The sequence below is a fragment of the Pseudomonas helleri genome, from assembly GCF_045830615.1.
GTDB lineage: Bacteria > Pseudomonadota > Gammaproteobacteria > Pseudomonadales > Pseudomonadaceae > Aquipseudomonas > Aquipseudomonas helleri.
Genome location: NZ_CP174501.1, coordinates 2271802 through 2287411, shown reverse-complemented (window position 1 = coordinate 2287411; position 15610 = coordinate 2271802). Strand labels below are relative to the sequence as shown.

At 60.0% G+C, this 15610-nt stretch carries 14 protein-coding genes; 11 read left to right on the top strand and 3 right to left on the bottom strand.

From position 1 onward, the window contains the following. Nucleotides 1–75: 75 nt before the first annotated feature. Together ACJJU9_RS10235 and ACJJU9_RS10230 are read right to left on the bottom strand one after the other, a co-directional pair. Nucleotides 76–300, bottom strand: coding sequence for a hypothetical protein (locus ACJJU9_RS10235; RefSeq protein ID WP_407730633.1), 225 nt, complete (start codon nucleotides 298–300; stop codon nucleotides 76–78). Continuing rightward, a complete protein-coding gene (locus tag ACJJU9_RS10230; protein ID WP_407730632.1) occupies nucleotides 285–1649 on the bottom strand; it encodes a PLP-dependent aminotransferase family protein in 1365 nt (454 codons plus the stop codon). The genes ACJJU9_RS10235 and ACJJU9_RS10230 overlap by 16 nt, the downstream gene beginning before the upstream one ends. 85 nt (nucleotides 1650–1734) lie before the next feature. On the opposite strand from ACJJU9_RS10230, the gene ACJJU9_RS10225 reads away from it, so the two are divergent. The 8 genes from ACJJU9_RS10225 (at nucleotide 1735) to ACJJU9_RS10190 (ending at nucleotide 9203) form a co-directional block, all read left to right on the top strand. Next, nucleotides 1735–2697: a threonine dehydratase gene (locus ACJJU9_RS10225; protein ID WP_407730631.1), complete on the top strand. Its 963-nt coding sequence runs from the start codon at nucleotides 1735–1737 to the stop codon at nucleotides 2695–2697. Nucleotides 2698–2955: 258 nt separating this feature from the next. Next, the gene (locus ACJJU9_RS10220) at nucleotides 2956–5367 is read left to right on the top strand and encodes a membrane-bound PQQ-dependent dehydrogenase, glucose/quinate/shikimate family (protein WP_407730630.1); all 2412 of its coding nucleotides are present in this window, start codon (nucleotides 2956–2958) and stop codon (nucleotides 5365–5367) included. A gap of 5 nt (nucleotides 5368–5372) precedes the next feature. Continuing rightward, a complete protein-coding gene (locus ACJJU9_RS10215; RefSeq protein WP_153374387.1) occupies nucleotides 5373–6008 on the top strand; it encodes a TetR/AcrR family transcriptional regulator in 636 nt (211 codons plus the stop codon). A 40-nt stretch (nucleotides 6009–6048) separates the two neighbouring features. Continuing rightward, complete coding sequence (locus ACJJU9_RS10210; RefSeq protein WP_407730629.1) at nucleotides 6049–6450, top strand: hypothetical protein; 402 nt, start codon at nucleotides 6049–6051, stop codon at nucleotides 6448–6450. Nucleotides 6451–6574: 124 nt separating this feature from the next. Then, the gene (locus ACJJU9_RS10205; protein ID WP_407730628.1) at nucleotides 6575–6919 is read left to right on the top strand and encodes a hypothetical protein; all 345 of its coding nucleotides are present in this window, start codon (nucleotides 6575–6577) and stop codon (nucleotides 6917–6919) included. A gap of 54 nt (nucleotides 6920–6973) precedes the next feature. After that, nucleotides 6974–7528 (top strand): UPF0149 family protein, encoded by a 555-nt coding sequence (locus tag ACJJU9_RS10200; RefSeq protein WP_153374390.1) that lies wholly within the window; start codon nucleotides 6974–6976, stop codon nucleotides 7526–7528. Nucleotides 7529–7638: 110 nt separating this feature from the next. After that, a complete protein-coding gene (locus tag ACJJU9_RS10195; protein ID WP_153438108.1) occupies nucleotides 7639–8316 on the top strand; it encodes a GNAT family N-acetyltransferase in 678 nt (225 codons plus the stop codon). A gap of 35 nt (nucleotides 8317–8351) precedes the next feature. Continuing rightward, nucleotides 8352–9203 (top strand): CAP domain-containing protein, encoded by an 852-nt coding sequence (locus ACJJU9_RS10190; protein WP_407730627.1) that lies wholly within the window; start codon nucleotides 8352–8354, stop codon nucleotides 9201–9203. A gap of 108 nt (nucleotides 9204–9311) precedes the next feature. Here the strand turns inward: ACJJU9_RS10190 and mqo are convergent, their stop codons facing one another. Further along, nucleotides 9312–10958 carry a malate dehydrogenase (quinone) gene (mqo, locus tag ACJJU9_RS10185; protein ID WP_407730626.1) on the bottom strand — a complete coding sequence of 549 codons (1647 nt, stop codon included), beginning with the start codon at nucleotides 10956–10958 and terminating at the stop codon, nucleotides 9312–9314. Nucleotides 10959–11456: 498 nt separating this feature from the next. Between mqo and ACJJU9_RS10180 the strand changes: the two genes are divergently transcribed. The 3 genes from ACJJU9_RS10180 (at nucleotide 11457) to ACJJU9_RS10170 (ending at nucleotide 15590) form a co-directional block, all read left to right on the top strand. Next, nucleotides 11457–11825 carry a hypothetical protein gene (locus ACJJU9_RS10180; protein ID WP_153433994.1) on the top strand — a complete coding sequence of 123 codons (369 nt, stop codon included), beginning with the start codon at nucleotides 11457–11459 and terminating at the stop codon, nucleotides 11823–11825. Between the two features lie 12 nt (nucleotides 11826–11837). Beyond that, nucleotides 11838–12308, top strand: coding sequence for an FAD/FMN-containing dehydrogenase (locus ACJJU9_RS10175; protein WP_407730625.1), 471 nt, complete (start codon nucleotides 11838–11840; stop codon nucleotides 12306–12308). Between the two features lie 261 nt (nucleotides 12309–12569). Then, the gene (locus ACJJU9_RS10170) at nucleotides 12570–15590 is read left to right on the top strand and encodes an FAD-binding and (Fe-S)-binding domain-containing protein (RefSeq protein ID WP_407730624.1); all 3021 of its coding nucleotides are present in this window, start codon (nucleotides 12570–12572) and stop codon (nucleotides 15588–15590) included. Nucleotides 15591–15610: the final 20 nt, after the last annotated feature.

The following is a 15610-nucleotide window of genomic DNA, read 5'->3' as shown; positions in this document are numbered from 1 at the left end:
TTAACGCTGTAGGAGCGAGCTTGCCTCGCGATCTTTTAAACGATCAAAAGATCGCGAACAAGCTCGCTCCTACAACTACACGGTGTACTGCTTGAACAGTTCTTCCTTGATGATCAGCAACGCGTCTTCGTAGTAGCGCTCGCCCCGCGCTTCGCTGAGCAATACTGAACGTACGCTGCCTTCACCTTCGCTCGGGGTGTGTTCGCAGGTGAGGTAAAACTCGGCCGTTCCAGGCTTGAATTCCAGGTAGTAAAACAGTTCGCGGCCTTCGCGGTACCAGTAGCCTATTTCTCTGCGCATGGGGTTCCTTGGTCAATAAGCCGGGCAATACGCTCCAGCGCGACTTTCAAGCGTTGCGCACTCGAAGCCGCCGTCAGGCTGATGCGTACCGCGTTCAGGGTGCAGGATTTAACCGCAAACACCTCTGCCGACACCACCTCCACACCGACCTTTTGGCAGGTGTGGGCAAAGCTGACTTCAGCGGGTGCCAGGGTCAGCCAGATATGCGGCGATGGCGTGTCTGTCTGGGACATCACCGCGCCCAGCAATTTTTTCGCCAGGCGCCAGCGCCGGGTCACTTCTTCGGTTTGCCAGGCCAAGCGCTGGGCTGCCGTGCCATCGCTGAGCCATTGATTGGCAATCGCCACGCACAGGGGCGAAATGCCCCAGTGCGCCGATTGCGCATGCGGGTCGATGCGCGCCAGCAACGCCGGGCTGGCGGCAATCCAGCCCAGGCGCACACCGGCAGCCACGGTCTTTGACAAGCTGCTGACGAGTATCCCCAAGTCCCCCAGGTAGTTGCACAACGGCGGGCTGTCGGTGAGCGCGCCATACACGTCGTCTTCAATAATCCACACGCCATGGCGTCGGGCAATCCGGGCAATCGCCTGCTTGCGTTCATCGCCCATCACCGCCGATGTCGGGTTGTGCAGGGTCGGAGTCAGCACCGCCATGCGCGCTCCGGTGGCGCGGATGATGCGGTCAAAGTCATCGGGCACGATGCCTTGCCCGTCCATGGCGATGCCATGCATCGGCAAACGCAGTTGCGCGCACGCAGCTTTAATCCCCGGCGCGGTCAGCGCTTCAACCAGCACTGGCTCACCCGCTTGGCACAACGACAGCAACACGGTGAACAAGCCTTGCTGGGCGCCGGTACACAGCATGATGTTGTCCAAGGGCACAGGCAGGCCGCGCGCCTTGAGCCAGTTGGCTCCGAGAACCCGGGCCTGGAGCAGGTCGGCCGCGCTCAGGTAATGCTGCAAACGAATCGACTGATGGGTTTCCAGCAACCATTGCAAGGCCTGCGGATCGCTTTGGCTGGCGTGGTCTATCGCCGGGATATTGGTGCGCAGGTCAATCTGCCCGGTGTGCTCATCGACCTGCTGCAAGCGAAACAACGTCGCCTCCTGGCTGCCCGAGAGCACGTAGGTGCCGCGCCCGACTTCGCCCGACACCAGATGCCGCCGCGCCGCCTCGCGATAGGCCTGCATGGTGGTACTGGGGTTCCAGCCCAGCGCCCAGGCCAGCCGCCGCTGTGGCGGCAAACGCTCACCGGGCTTGAGCTCACCGCAGCTGATGGCGTGGGCAATTGCGTCTACCAGCGCCAGATAACGCGGTTGCGCTGAATCGGTTATGAGGGGAATCCACATTTATTGTCGGCCATGCAATATAAGTCTCGGCCCATACAATGCGACGCCCCTAGAATCGAGTCAAATCCCCTGATGACGGTGTGCCATGTTTGACCTGACAGCCCTTCGACTCGCCGCGACCACGGTGTACCAAAGCATGCCCCCTACCCCGCAACTGGCCTGGCCCCTACTGGCTGAGCAACTGGACTGCACGGTCTGGGTCAAGCATGAAAACCATACGCCGACCGGCGCCTTTAAAGTGCGCGGCGGCATGTTGTACGTGCAGGGCTTGCTGACCCGAGAGCCCGACACCCGCGGCCTGGTCACCGCCACCCGTGGCAATCATGGCCAGAGCCTGGCATTGGCCGCGCGCGCCCATGGGCTGAAGATTCGCATTGTGGTGCCCGAGGGCAATTCCCGAGAAAAGAACGCCGCCATGCGCGCACTGGGCGCCACGGTGATCGAGCACGGGAAAGACTTCGACGAAGCACGCAGCCATGCCGCTGCCCTGGCCGCCGAGCATCACCTGCACCTGGTACCGGCCTTTCACCCGGACCTGATTCGCGGGGTTGCCACCTATGCGCTGGAGTTGCTGGAGGCCGTGCCCGACCTGCACACCGTGTACGTGCCCATCGGCATGGGTTCGGGCATCTGCGGGTTGATCCAGGCCCGTGATCTGTTGGGGCTACAGACCGAGATCGTCGGCGTGGTATCCGAGCATGCCGATGCGTATGCGCAGAGTTTTGAACAAGGCCAAGTGGTGTGCACCGACACCGCCCACACCTTCGCCGACGGCCTGGCCTGCCGCCAGCCACAACCAGACGCGCTGGCGATCATCGACAAGGGCGCAGCACGGGTGATCCGCGTATCAGACCGCGACATTGCCCACGCCATCCGCGTGTACCACGAAGCCACGCACAACACCGCTGAAGGCGCGGGTGCTGCCGCATTGGCCGGGCTGATCAAAGAACAGCCGCAACAGCAAGGCCGCCGCGTGGCCGTAATTTTGAGCGGGGCCAATATCGACCGTCAGTTGTACGCCGCACTCCTCGATGAAGACCTCGTGTAGGCGCTGCCGAAGGCTGCGATCTTTTGATCTTGATCTTGATCGCAGCCTTCGTTCCTCGGCAGCGACTACGGTTGCCCTATCTCCCCCCGGCCCAAGGACGCACCCGCGTCCTTAAATAAAATTTCACCTCTGCGACAAATTGTCTTTATTTGTGACAAAAACAGGCTCAAAATAAAAACTGTACCGTACAGTACCATTCTAAAACCTACGCTCGCAGTGCATGTAAAGGCCTTGGCTGCCGGCTTCAGGGATACCGTAATGAAAAATGCTAAACAAGAGGCACCTGCCTCTAAAGGGAGACACCTGATACTGGGTGTCTTCGGGATTTTGCTTGGGCTAAGCGGCCTGTTTCTGGCAATCATGGGCGCTCAACTGGTCACACTGGGCGGCTCCTGGTACTACCTGCTGGCAGGTTTCGGGCTGCTGATAAGCGGCGTTCTGTATGTACGTAGAAAGCCCGCCGCCACGCTGGTGATTGGCGTTGTCTTTGTCGCGACCGTGATTTGGGCACTGTGGGAAGTGGGTTTCACGTTCTGGCCGATGGTGCCGCGTCTGGCCCCGTTTCTGGTCATCGGCCTGCTGGCCGCGTTGCTGCACCCATGGCTCAGCCAGGGCCGTCACCGCGCAGCCAGCTACAGCGGCGCAGCCGTGTTTGCCGGGGTGCTGGCCGTGGGCTTCTACGCCCTGTTCATCCCCCACGGAGTGATTGAAGGCGAGCCGTCTCTGGCCGTCCAGCCGCAAGCAAAAGGCACCGATAAAGCCACCGACTGGAGCCATTACGGCAGCAACCCGGCCGGCACGCGCTTCTCGGCGCAGACGCAAATCAACAAAGACAACGTCGACAAACTGCAAGTGGCCTGGACCTACCGCACCGGCGAAATCGCCGAGGGCGCGTCGGAGTACCAGAACACCCCGATCCAGGTCGGTGACACCCTGTACACCTGCACCCCGACCAGCAAAGTGATTGCCCTGGACGCCGACACCGGCGAGCAACGCTGGACCTTCGATCCAAAAGCGCAAAACACCAAAACCTGGAACCGCTGCCGTGGCGTGAGCTACTACGAGCCGGCCAAGGTCGAACACCCACTGGTGTTCGCTGATCTGAAACCCGCCAAACCGGCCCAGGGCAACAGCTGCGCCAAGCGCATCGTGCAAGTGACCATGGATGCGCGCCTGATTTCCATCGACGCAGAAACCGGCAAGCCCTGCGAAGACTTCGGCGACCACGGTTCGGTCGACCTGACCGCGGGCCTGGGCCGCGTCATGGAAAACGTGCCGTACTACGCCTACACCTCGGCACCGACCATTTCGCGCAACCTGATCATCCTTGGCGGCTGGGTCTTTGATGGCCGCTCGCTGGACGAACCCTCTGGCGTAATCCGCGCGTTCAGCGCCGACACCGGCGAGCTGGTCTGGGCCTGGGACCTGGGCAACCCGGACATCACCAAGTTGCCACCCGAAGGCCAAACCTACACCCGCAGTACGCCGAACATGTGGTCCACACCTGCGTTCGACGATGAGTTGGGCCTGGTGTACCTGCCACTGGGCAACCAGCAGCCGGACTTCTGGGGCGGTACCCGCCCGGAGCTGACCGAGAAGTACTCCTCCGCCGTGGTTGCCCTGGACATGGCGACAGGCCGCGAGCGCTGGACCTTCCAGACCGTGCATCACGACCTGTGGGACTACGACATTGCCGCGCAACCGTCGCTGTATGACGTGCCGGATGGCAAAGGCGGGACCATCCCGGCGCTGATCCAGCTGACCAAGCGCGGGCAGATCTTCATGCTCGACCGTCGTACCGGCCAGCCGATTGCCGACGTGGTCGAGAAGCCGGTGCCTCAGGACGTCGCTGCCGGTGACTGGGTGGCGAAAACCCAACCGTACTCAGTGGGCATGCCAACGTTCGGTGCCGATCCGCTGACGGAAAAAGACATGTGGGGCGCCACGTTCTTTGATCAGCTGATGTGCCGCATCAACTTCAAAAAGCTCAACTACAACGGTGAGTTCACCGCCCCAAGCACCCAGGACACCCTGATTTATCCGGGCTACTACGGTGGCTTCAACTGGGGTGGCGGCGCGATCGACGAAAAAACCGGTTACCTGTTCGTCAACGACATCCGCATCCCGCAGGTGGTCAAGCTGGTACCGCGTGAAAACGTCGACCTGTCGCACCTCAAATCCGGCCACGGCGTCGGCAGCACCTACCCGATGGAAGGCACGCCGTTCGTGATCGACCACAAGGGCTTCAACTCGCCACTGGGCATTCCGTGCCAGAGCCCGCCTTGGGGCGTGTTTGCCGCCGTGGACCTGAACACCCGCAAGAAAGTCTGGGAGCGCCCTGCCGGTACGGTTGAAGACGCCGTGATCAACGGTGTACGTGCCAACCTGCCAATCCCGCTGGGCATGCCGACCCTGGGCGGCGGTGCGACCACGGCTTCCGGCCTGGTGTTCTACGCGGGCACGCAAGACTACTACCTGCGGGCCATGGACATGGCCACCGGCAAGGAAGTCTGGAAAGGCCGCCTGCCGGTCGGCGGGCAAGCCACCCCCATGACCTACCTGTCGCCTAAAACCGGGCGCCAGTATGTGGTCATCGTCGCTGGCGGCGCACGTCAGTCTCCAGATCGCGGGGATTACGTGATAGCGTACGCGCTCCCTGAAAAAGAGTAGTTCCCATGCCACAGTTGCACCGCTCCAGCCCTTCAACCGCAACCCGGAGCGAGGAGAAGCGGCGCAACTTGCTGATCACAGCCAGTGAACTGTTTTTACAGCAGGGCTACGATGGCCTCAGTATGGACGCCATCGTAGCCGCAGCAGGCGGCTCCAAAGCCACGATTTACCGGTACTTCGGCAGCAAGGCCGACTTGCTGGTGGCAGTGGTCGAATACCTCTGCGAAGACTTCATCATCAACCTTAAGCAACTTGATACTTCGGGTGTCGAACTGACCCGCGGCCTTGAGCTGATTCTTGAAGAACTCGTGGCGGTGGTCACCAGCCCGCGCCATGTCGACTTCTACCGGCTGGTGGTCAACGGCTCGGCGCACGTGCCGCAAGTAGGGCAAACCTGGTACGAGCGCGGCCCCAAAGTCTGGCACCAGTTGATCTTCAACCTGCTCGAAGAACAACGCCATCGCGGCCTCATCGCGGCCAACAGTTCGTTCTCCGAACTGCCGCCCATTCTGTTCGACGCGCTGTTTTCACACCTCACCACGCGCACCGTGATGCTGGGGCAAACCTGCACGGCCAAAGCCTTCGCGCCGATGATCAACGAACTGATCGACCTGGTGGTCCGGCGTCTCAAGGCGCCCTGACACGCGACAACTGCGCGCCGATATGGCTATGCTCATGCCCATGAGCTCATCCACTGTGGTCCGCCAACCCTGCCCTCCCGGCGCTTGTAATTGCGAGCGCGACCACCTGTTGGCGCAACCCGCACCCGACCTGCGTATTCTGGGTCTCACCCGCCAGGCCGAAAAAGTCATGCTTGAGCACCTGGAAAACATCCAGAGCCTGGAAGATCTGCAGCGCATGCAACGACGCATGTATGAACAATTAGGCATAAGGGTGCAGGTTGAACCCGGCTTCAATGAGGTACGGACCATGCGCGGGATCGAAATCCGTGTCGCCGACCAGCCTGGTTTGTGTCGCAAAACGCGCCAGTCGATCCCGGCGGCCATTCGTCGAGCGTTGGAAAAACGCCCGGAGATTGCCTACAAGCTGCTCGACAGTCACGACTTGCTGCGCGACACCTGAACCTCCTGGTAAAAGTAAACTTTGCGACATATCCGGCAATTATCGAGCCAAGCGGCTTATTTTTCTTGCTTATGCCTACTCAATCACTTATAAGCGCGTTTTTGAATAACGATAGAGCCACACCATGAGCACCGGATTCACCGAGGACGAAATGCGTATAGCGCTCGGCCTTGATCTGCCCGTAGCGACAAAGCCAGTTACGCCACCCGCGCCACCTGTAATTCCCGCCACACCCAAACCCGCTGCAACCCTCACCCCCAAGCCCGCACCGCGTGCACCGGTCAAGCGTCGAGGGCCGATGTTGCGGGTTACCCTGCACGTCAGCAAAGTCTATGACGGCGAAGAAACCGTGTTCATTCACGACTCCAAACTGCTGAGCCAGTTCGACGCCGAACAAGAAGCTAAAAAAGCCCTGGCCAAAGCCGGCTTTAAATACTTTGTGGTTGATTCGATTGTTCGGGTTGACTGACGCTGACACGCCTGACGTAACGTTGATCCAGGACTACATGCCAAGGAACCTGCCATGCACAGCCAGCCTCTGAATGCCGCCGACTTCGACGTACTCGAAGACACTCTGCTCAAATACGGCGACGATCACTCCGTCCTCAACACCAGCGAGCTGGATGGCTTCTTTACTGCACTGGTTTCAAGCCCCACGCAGGTAGACATCGCCGACTGGTTCCCCGCGATCTGGGGCGGCCAAAACCCGAACTGGGAAGACCCCGAAGAAGCCAAACACTTCATCGAGCTGAGCGTACGCCACTTCAACACCCTGGCCCGCCAACTGGCAGAAGACAGCAAAACCTTTGCGCCGCGCTTTGAAGAATCCGAACACCAGGGCCAAACGGTGACCCTGGCTGAAGAATGGTGCTTCGGCTACAGCCGCGGCGTGACCCTGGCGCAATGGCCCGACATGCCCCAGATCCAGGCCGGCCTGCTGGAAACGATTTTTGAACTGGCTGAGCAAGAAACCTTTGAACTGCCAGAAGACTTCGACGTACCCGCCTACCAGCAAAAAGTGGCCCTCGTAGCCCCGGCCGCCCGCGCCTTGCATGACTACTGGCTAAGCCAGCGCTAAACCATCCCCTGCAGGAGCGAGCTTGCCTCGCGATCTTTTTAAACAATTAAAAGATCGCGAGGCAAGCTCACTCCTGCAACAGCAGTTTTTTCGCCTCGCAGGCCACGCTTATGACCACCCTCACCCACTTCGACACACCGATCAGCGAGCCGATCAACGCGCAGATCATGCAACTGGTCGTTGACCATCTCAGCGACATCAGCGCCATGGAAATCGCGCCGAGCAACTTGCTCTACAGCATCTATCAGTACGCCATCGGCTTTGAAGTGCACCTGTACCTGCAAGCCCTCGACGGCTCAAAAGGCATTGCGGTAGAACTGATTGTCGCCACCGATGAACAAGACCCGGAGAAGGTCACCGGTTTCGTCCTGTACTTGCCGTACAAAGACGACCCGCAGGCCTGCGGCGTGGCCTACATGGCCGAACTGGCCAGCCATCGCCATCTGGGCGTGATGCAGGCCATGCTGGAGGAAGTCACCCGCCGCTACCCGCACACCGAACTGAGTTGCAGCGTGAGCAAAGTCGCCGCCCTGCAAGGCATGGGTTTCAAGGTCATCGGCACCCGCGGCCCGCAAGTACTGATGAACACCCGCGATTACAGCTCGGACGGGCTCATGGGCGTGCTGGACGTGGCAGCGGTGTATCAGTCTACCGAGGTGCGGCAGATCCACACCTACCTGCTCAATCGCAACGGCAAAAAAGCCATGATCGACGCCGAAAAGAAACGCGACCGCCAGATCGACCAGCTCACCGCCAAAGCCAAGGCTTTCGTGGCCAGCTTGAAATAACGCATGATGGGCGCATTCCGATCCGAGGCAACGTTATGCGCCGTCACTTCACCCTTACCCGCCTTGCCGGGTTCAGCCTGGGCCTGATCTTCAGCGCCAGCGCATTGGCCAGCGAAGAATCGCAACTGGTTGACTCCATCAACCTGTATCGCAGCCAGGCGCAACCATGCGGCGCCCAAGCGTCGCAAGAACTGCCCCCGCTAACCTCTGATATTCGTCTGGTACTGCCCGCCAACGGTTTTGGCGATTTGCAGCAGTCGCTCGCGCAAGCCGCCTACCCGATGGTCAACGTGCAAGCCATCAACCTCTCGGGCCCGCGTAACTCCGAAGCGGCAATGAAAGCCGTGCGCGAAAGCTTCTGCAAAGTGGTGCTCGACCCGCAGTTTGTCGACATCGGCGTCAGCCACACCGGGCAGGATTGGCGCATCGTGCTGGCACGCCCCCTGTTAACTGCACGCCTGGGCGATGCTCAGGCAGAGGGCCAAAAGGTCCTTGAGCTGATCAACAGCGCCCGCACCCAACCGCGCCAATGCGGCACCCAGGTTTTCGCGCCTACCGGCCCTTTGGCCTGGAACGCCACCCTGGAGACCGCCGCCCAGACGCACACCCGCGACATGGCCAACAACAATTACTTTGACCACAAAGACCGCACCGGCGGCACGCCAGGTGATCGCGCAGAACTGGCAGGCTACATTGCCCAGCAAATCGGCGAGAACATCGCTGCCGGTCTGGACACGCCACGCAAAGTCGTCGATGGCTGGCTGGCAAGCCCGGGGCACTGCGCCAATATCATGAACCCGCAATTTCGCGAGTTGGGCGCCGCCTATGCGACCGACCCTAAAAGTGATGCAGGCATCTACTGGACCGCGTTGTTCGGCACGCAGTAACACTTAAGCAGGAAGGGATTTTGCGAGAAGTGCAGCGAGGGATGTTGCGGGGAAGGCTGCAAGGCTAAAAAAGAGCCCCGCCCAACGATTGTTGGGCGGGGCTGATTTTTACAGCGCCATGTCGGCCGCCGGGTTGCTTGGAGCAGGCTTGGCCGGCTCAGCAGGTGCAGCAGGTGTACCGTTGGCTGCCGGAATGGCCGGCGGCGGAGTCAGTTGCAGCACATCGGCGGTGTACGCCCATTCTTGTGCAACGCGCTCAGGCGAACCGTTCAGCTTGGTGCCGTAGCTAGGCACGATCTGGTGCAGCTTGGCTTGCCACTCAGGGGTTGCAACCTTGTCCTTGAACACGGTTTCAAGCACGTTGAGCATGATCGGCGCAGCGGTCGAAGCACCTGGCGAGGCGCCCAGCAGACCGGCAATGCTGCCGTCTTTGGCAGCAACGATCTCGGTGCCCAGTTTCAGCACGCCGCCCTTCTCTTCGTCACGCTTGATGATCTGCACACGCTGACCGGCTTGCCACAGACGCCAGTCTTCTTGCTTGGCGTTCGGGTAGTACTCTTTCAGCGCGTTGAAGCGGTCTTCGTCCGAAAGCATCAGCTGGCCGGCCAGGTACTCAACCAGCGGGTATTGTTCGATACCGACTTTGGTCATTGGCCAGATGTTGTGCGTCGTGGTGCTGGTCAGCAGGTCGAAGTACGAGCCTTCTTTCAGGAACTTGGTCGAGAAAGTCGCGAACGGGCCAAACAGGATCACGCGCTTGCCATCCAGAACGCGGGTGTCCAGGTGCGGAACCGACATCGGCGGAGCGCCAACCGAAGCCTTACCGTAAGCCTTGGCCAGGTGCTGCTCGGCAACCGTCGGGTTATCGGTTACCAGGAACGAACCGCCTACCGGGAAGCCAGCGTATTCCTTGGCTTCAGGGATACCGGACTTCTGCAGCAGGTGCAGAGCACCGCCGCCCGCGCCGATGAAGACAAATTTGGCGTCAGTTTCGCTAGTGGTACCGTCCTTGAGGTTTTTGTACACCACACGCCACGAACCATCTTCGTTGCGCTTGATGTCTTTAACTTCGCTGGACAGGTTCAGCGTGAAACCAGGCTTGGTTTGCAGGTAAGACACGAACTGGCGCGTGATTTCGCCGAAGTTCACGTCAGTACCGATTGGCGTCCAGGTGGCCGCGACTTTCTGGTTCGGGTCACGCCCTTCCATCATCAGCGGTACCCACTTCTTGATCTGGTCCGCGTCTTCGGAGTACTGCATACCCGCGAACAGAGGGCTGGCCTGCAGCGCCTCGTAGCGTTTTTTCAAGAACTTGATGTTGTCATCGCCCCACACAAAGCTCATGTGCGGAGTGGAGTTGATGAACGAACGAGGGTTTTTCAGAACACCGTTCTTGACCTGCCAGGCCCAGAACTGACGCGAGATCTGGAAGGCTTCATTGATTTCAATGGCCTTTGGGATCTCAACGTTGCCGTTCTTGTCTTCAGGGGTGTAGTTCAGTTCAGCCAAAGCCGAGTGACCGGTACCCGCGTTGTTCCAGCCGTTGGAGCTTTCTTGAGCGACGCCATCGAGACGTTCAATCATCTCCATGGACAGGCCGGGTTCCAGCTCGTTGAGCCAGACACCCAAGGTAGCGCTCATGATGCCGCCGCCAATCAGCAGGACATCAACGTGCTTTGGCTCGGCAGCGTGCACGGACGTGATGCCCATGGTCAGCGCCAGGCCCAAAAGCCCTTTGTTCATCTTCTTTAACATGTTGTCGTACCTAAGATAAAACGCCATCTACCCGGCACGGCGCGCTGAACAGAACTGGACAGAGTTACAGGACAGGCTTGCCTGCAACCGAGCCCTTCATCAGGCCTTGGATCGGGTAGATATATAAGGCCTATGCACACTATAGACCTCACTTTTATGTACCTTGGGCGCTGATCTTTTATTGCTTTTGGCTTCAGCTACTTGGGTGACATTTCGGGTAAGTGCCGGGCGCGGCCGATAACAGGTCTGCCCTGTCCAGCTCCTTCACTCCCGACACCTTCATGCGACTCCATTGGTACTGACACCTCTTGCAACTCTTTCCAGAGAGCCTGCCCGGCTGCGAAAAACCGGCGGTGTCAGCCTTCAAACCGCGACATTCTACCTCAGGTGGCACTTTTGACGTAAACGCATCTTTTTAGCGATGTGAAGTAGATCAATGGCTAAGGGACAGTTCACGTACAATTGCGCTTTTGCCACCGCTGCCCACAGGATTCACCCATGTCTTTGAACAAACGTAACCAGGCTCAGATCGAACGTCGCCTGGTTAAACACCTGACCGCAGCCTGTGAAAGCGCCAAAGGGCAAATTCCGGGCTTTGTCTGGCTCACCCATTCAGTCGACTTCGAAGCCTTCCCGGCCAGCCTGAAGGTGGTCTGGGTATTCGACAACCAGGTCAACAAAGACTTCGCCCTGGCCGATGGCGAGGCGCGCTTCATGGTCGAACTCACCACCCGCGCCCTGCTAGACGCCAATATCAACGTGCGCCAGGTGGCCAACCACGTTTTTTATGACTCCGAAGACGAATGCCAGCGCGCCTGTGGCGGCGACTGGGTCAAACGTCTAGCCCAGAAAACCACCCGAAAATAGAGAGACTACACAGTGAGAATTGCACTTTTACTGCTGTTAAGCGCCCTGTCGATGCAAAGCTTCGCCGCCACGGTGGGTGAACACCTTACCCCCTGGACGTTGCAAGACCAGCACGACCAGCCTTACACCCTGGATGCCAACACCCACGTGCTGTTGGTGGCCCGCAACATGGACGGTTCCAAGCTGGTAAAAGCAGCGCTGGAAAACCAGCCAAAAGGCTACTTTGAGGCCCGCCATGTCGCCTTTTTGGCTGACGTGCATGCCATGCCGTCATTGATCGGCAAGTTCATCGCCATCCCGAAAATGCGTGACTACAGCTACCGCGTCGTGCTGGATCGCGACGGCAACATTGCCGCCCAATACCCCGGCGCAGACGACCAGGTGCTGTGGTTGCAACTGGACAACGGCACCCTGGTGTCGCAGCAAACCTTCGCCAGCGCAGACGCCCTGCGCGCCGCCCTGGAAAAACTCCCCACCGAGTAATCCCCACAGCACTTGTGTAGGAGCGAGCTTGCCTCGCGATCTTTTAAACGATCAAAAGATCGCGAGGCAAGCTCGCTCCTACAGTGGGATTGCGCACCCATTCATGCATAAACCTCATGCAAAGGCTGCACGTTATACGTTTGCCTTGTCGCGCCAAGACCCTGAAAATCCTGCCAAATCAATTTCACCGCGCGAGCGCGTTAGCCAGCTCCATGCGCCGAGTGAATGTAGAACTGAATTTGCCTGCAGGAAATACCACCGATGATCGCCCGCCTCGCCCCCCTCCATCGTCTTGATGACGCTTATCAACGTTTTCTAAGCGCACTGACAACGGAAGGCTTCAAGGGTGAAATCGCCAGTGATTTCGGCCTCAGAACCGTGCTGGCCACCGACAACTCCATTTATCAGCGTTTGCCGCAGGCTGCGGTGTTCCCCAAGGATTACGCCGATGTCGAATGCCTGAGCACGCTCGCCGCACGGCCGGAGTACCGCTCCATCGTGCTGACCGCGCGTGGCGGCGGCACGGGTACCAACGGCCAGTCGCTGACCGACGGGCTGGTGGTCGATCTGTCCCGCCACCTCAATAACATCCTCGAAATCAACGTCGAAGAGCGCTGGGTGCGCGTGCAAAGCGGCGTGGTCAAAGACCAGCTCAACGCAGCACTGAAAGCCCACGGCCTGTTTTTTGCCCCCGAGCTGTCCACCTCGAACCGTGCCACCATCGGCGGCATGATCAACACCGACGCCAGCGGCCAGGGCAGTTGCACCTACGGCAAAACCCGCGACCACGTGCTCGAACTCTCGACCGTGCTGCTGGGCGGCAAACGCCTCGACAGCCAGGCGCTGGCAAACGAACTGGCGCACCGCCAGGCCGAGCGCAACGACGTGATCGGCGAGGTCTATCGCTGCGCCCAAGACATTGCCGATAACCAGCAACAACTGATCAAAGAAATCTTCCCGCCGCTCAACCGCTGCCTCACCGGCTATGACCTCGCCCACCTGCGCGAAGCCGATGGGCGCTTCAACCTCAACAGCCTGTTGTGCGGCTCTGAGGGCTCGCTGGGTTTTATCATCGAAGCCAAGCTCAACGTGCTGCCCATCCCGCAGCATTCGATTCTGGTCAACGTGCGCTACGCCAGCTTCATGGACGCGCTGCGCGATGCCAAGGCGCTGATGGCCCTCAAGCCGCTGTCGATCGAAACGGTGGACTCAAAAGTCCTGATGCTGGCGATGAAAGACATCGTCTGGCATGGCGTCGCCGAATACTTCCCCCAGGACCCGGCCACACCCACCCTGGGCATCAACCTGATCGAGTTCAGCGACGACGACAACGAGCGCCTGGAGCAGCGCGTTCATGACTTTATCGAACACTTGAACACCGACAACGGCGTGCGCCGCCTGGGCCATACACTGGCGGTGGGCAGTGAAGCGGTGAAACGCGTCTACACCATGCGCAAGCGTTCTGTGGGCTTGCTCGGCAACGTGCAGGGCGAGGCCCGGCCGCAACCGTTTGTAGAAGACACCGCCGTGCCACCGGAAAACCTCGCGGACTACATCGCTGAATTCCGCGCCCTGCTGGACAGTTACGCACTGGAGTACGGCATGTTCGGCCACGTCGATGCCGGGGTGCTGCACGTGCGCCCGATCCTCGACATGAAAGACCCGCGCCAGGCGGCGCTTATCCGCCCGATATCCGATGGCGTGGCGGCCCTGACGCACAAATACGGCGGCTTGCTATGGGGCGAGCACGGCAAAGGTCTGCGCTCCGAATACGGGCCTAAATACTTTGGCGCGCTGTACCCGGCGTTGCAGGCGATCAAAGCCGCGTTCGACCCGTTCAACCAGCTCAACCCCGGCAAAATTGCCACCCCGGCGCAGGTCAGCACGGCCCGCTTGACCCGCGTCGACGAAGTGCCGCTGCGTGGTGATCTGGACCGGCAAATCGACGAGCGCGTGTGGCAAAGCTACCAAAGCGCCGTGCACTGCAACGGCAACGGCGCCTGCTACAACTTCGACCCGGATGACGCGATGTGCCCGTCCTGGAAAGCCACCCGTGACCGTATTCATTCGCCTAAAGGCCGCGCTTCGCTGATGCGTGAATGGCTACGCCAGCAAGGGGCGCAAGGCGTGGACCTGCTGGGCAACTACTCCACCGGCGTGCTGCGCAGAACCCGCAACTCGCTGGCCAGATTGCTGGGCGAGAAAGACTTCTCCCACGAAGTGTATGACGCCATGGCCGGTTGCCTGGCGTGCAAATCCTGCGCAGGGCAATGCCCGGTCAAGGTCAACGTGCCGGATTTTCGCGCGCGTTTTCTGGAGCTCTACCACAGCCGCTACCTGCGCCCGCTCAAAGACTATGCCGTGGGCTCGCTGGAATTCAGCATCCCGCACATTGCGCGCTTCCCGAGGCTGTACAACGCCTTGATGAGCGCCGCACCGGTTAAATACCTGCTGGAACGCGTGGTCGGCATGGTCGACAGCCCGCTGCTGAGCCTGATGGATTTCCATGCCGTGTGCGCGCAATGGAACGTGCAAATCGCCACGCCGAAAACCCTTTCACGGTTGAGTGACGAGCGGCGCAAACGCAGCGTGATCCTGGTACAGGACGCCTTCACCCGCTATTTCGAGACGCCACTGGCGGCGCAATGGATCGAGTTGATTGCCCGGCTGGGCTATCAGGTTTACCTCGCGCCCTTCTCGCCCAACGGCAAACCGTTGCAAGTGCAGGGCTTTCTCGGGGCCTTTAAAAAGACTGCGGCCAACACCGCCAAAGGCTTGATGGCACTGGAGCAAAGTGGCATACCGCTGGTGGGCCTGGACCCGGCCATGACCCTGGTGTACCGCCAGGAATACACTAAAACCCTCGAACAAGGCAGCGCACCGCAAGTGGCTCTGCCGCAAGAGTGGCTGGTGACGGCATTGCCCGATACGCTCAAGCACGGCGCCCCGCAGGTGTACCAGTTCCTGCCGCACTGTACCGAGCGCACCAACGAGCCGGGCAGCGTTGATCTGTGGAAGAAGGTTTTTGAAGGCTTTGGCCTCACGTTGCAGGTACTACCCAGCGGCTGCTGCGGCATGTCCGGGACTTACGGCCATGAAGCCCGCAACGCCAAGACCTCAGCGGTTATTTATTCGCAGTCCTGGCAGCCACTGGTCGAACGGCACATGCCGAGCGGCAACCTGATTGCCGATGGCTACTCCTGCCGCAGCCAGGTCAAGCGCCATGAAGGCAAAGCGTTGCAGCATCCATTGCAGGCACTGCTGGGCCACCTTCGCCAGTGAGGCGAGTTGTTTGGGTGGGT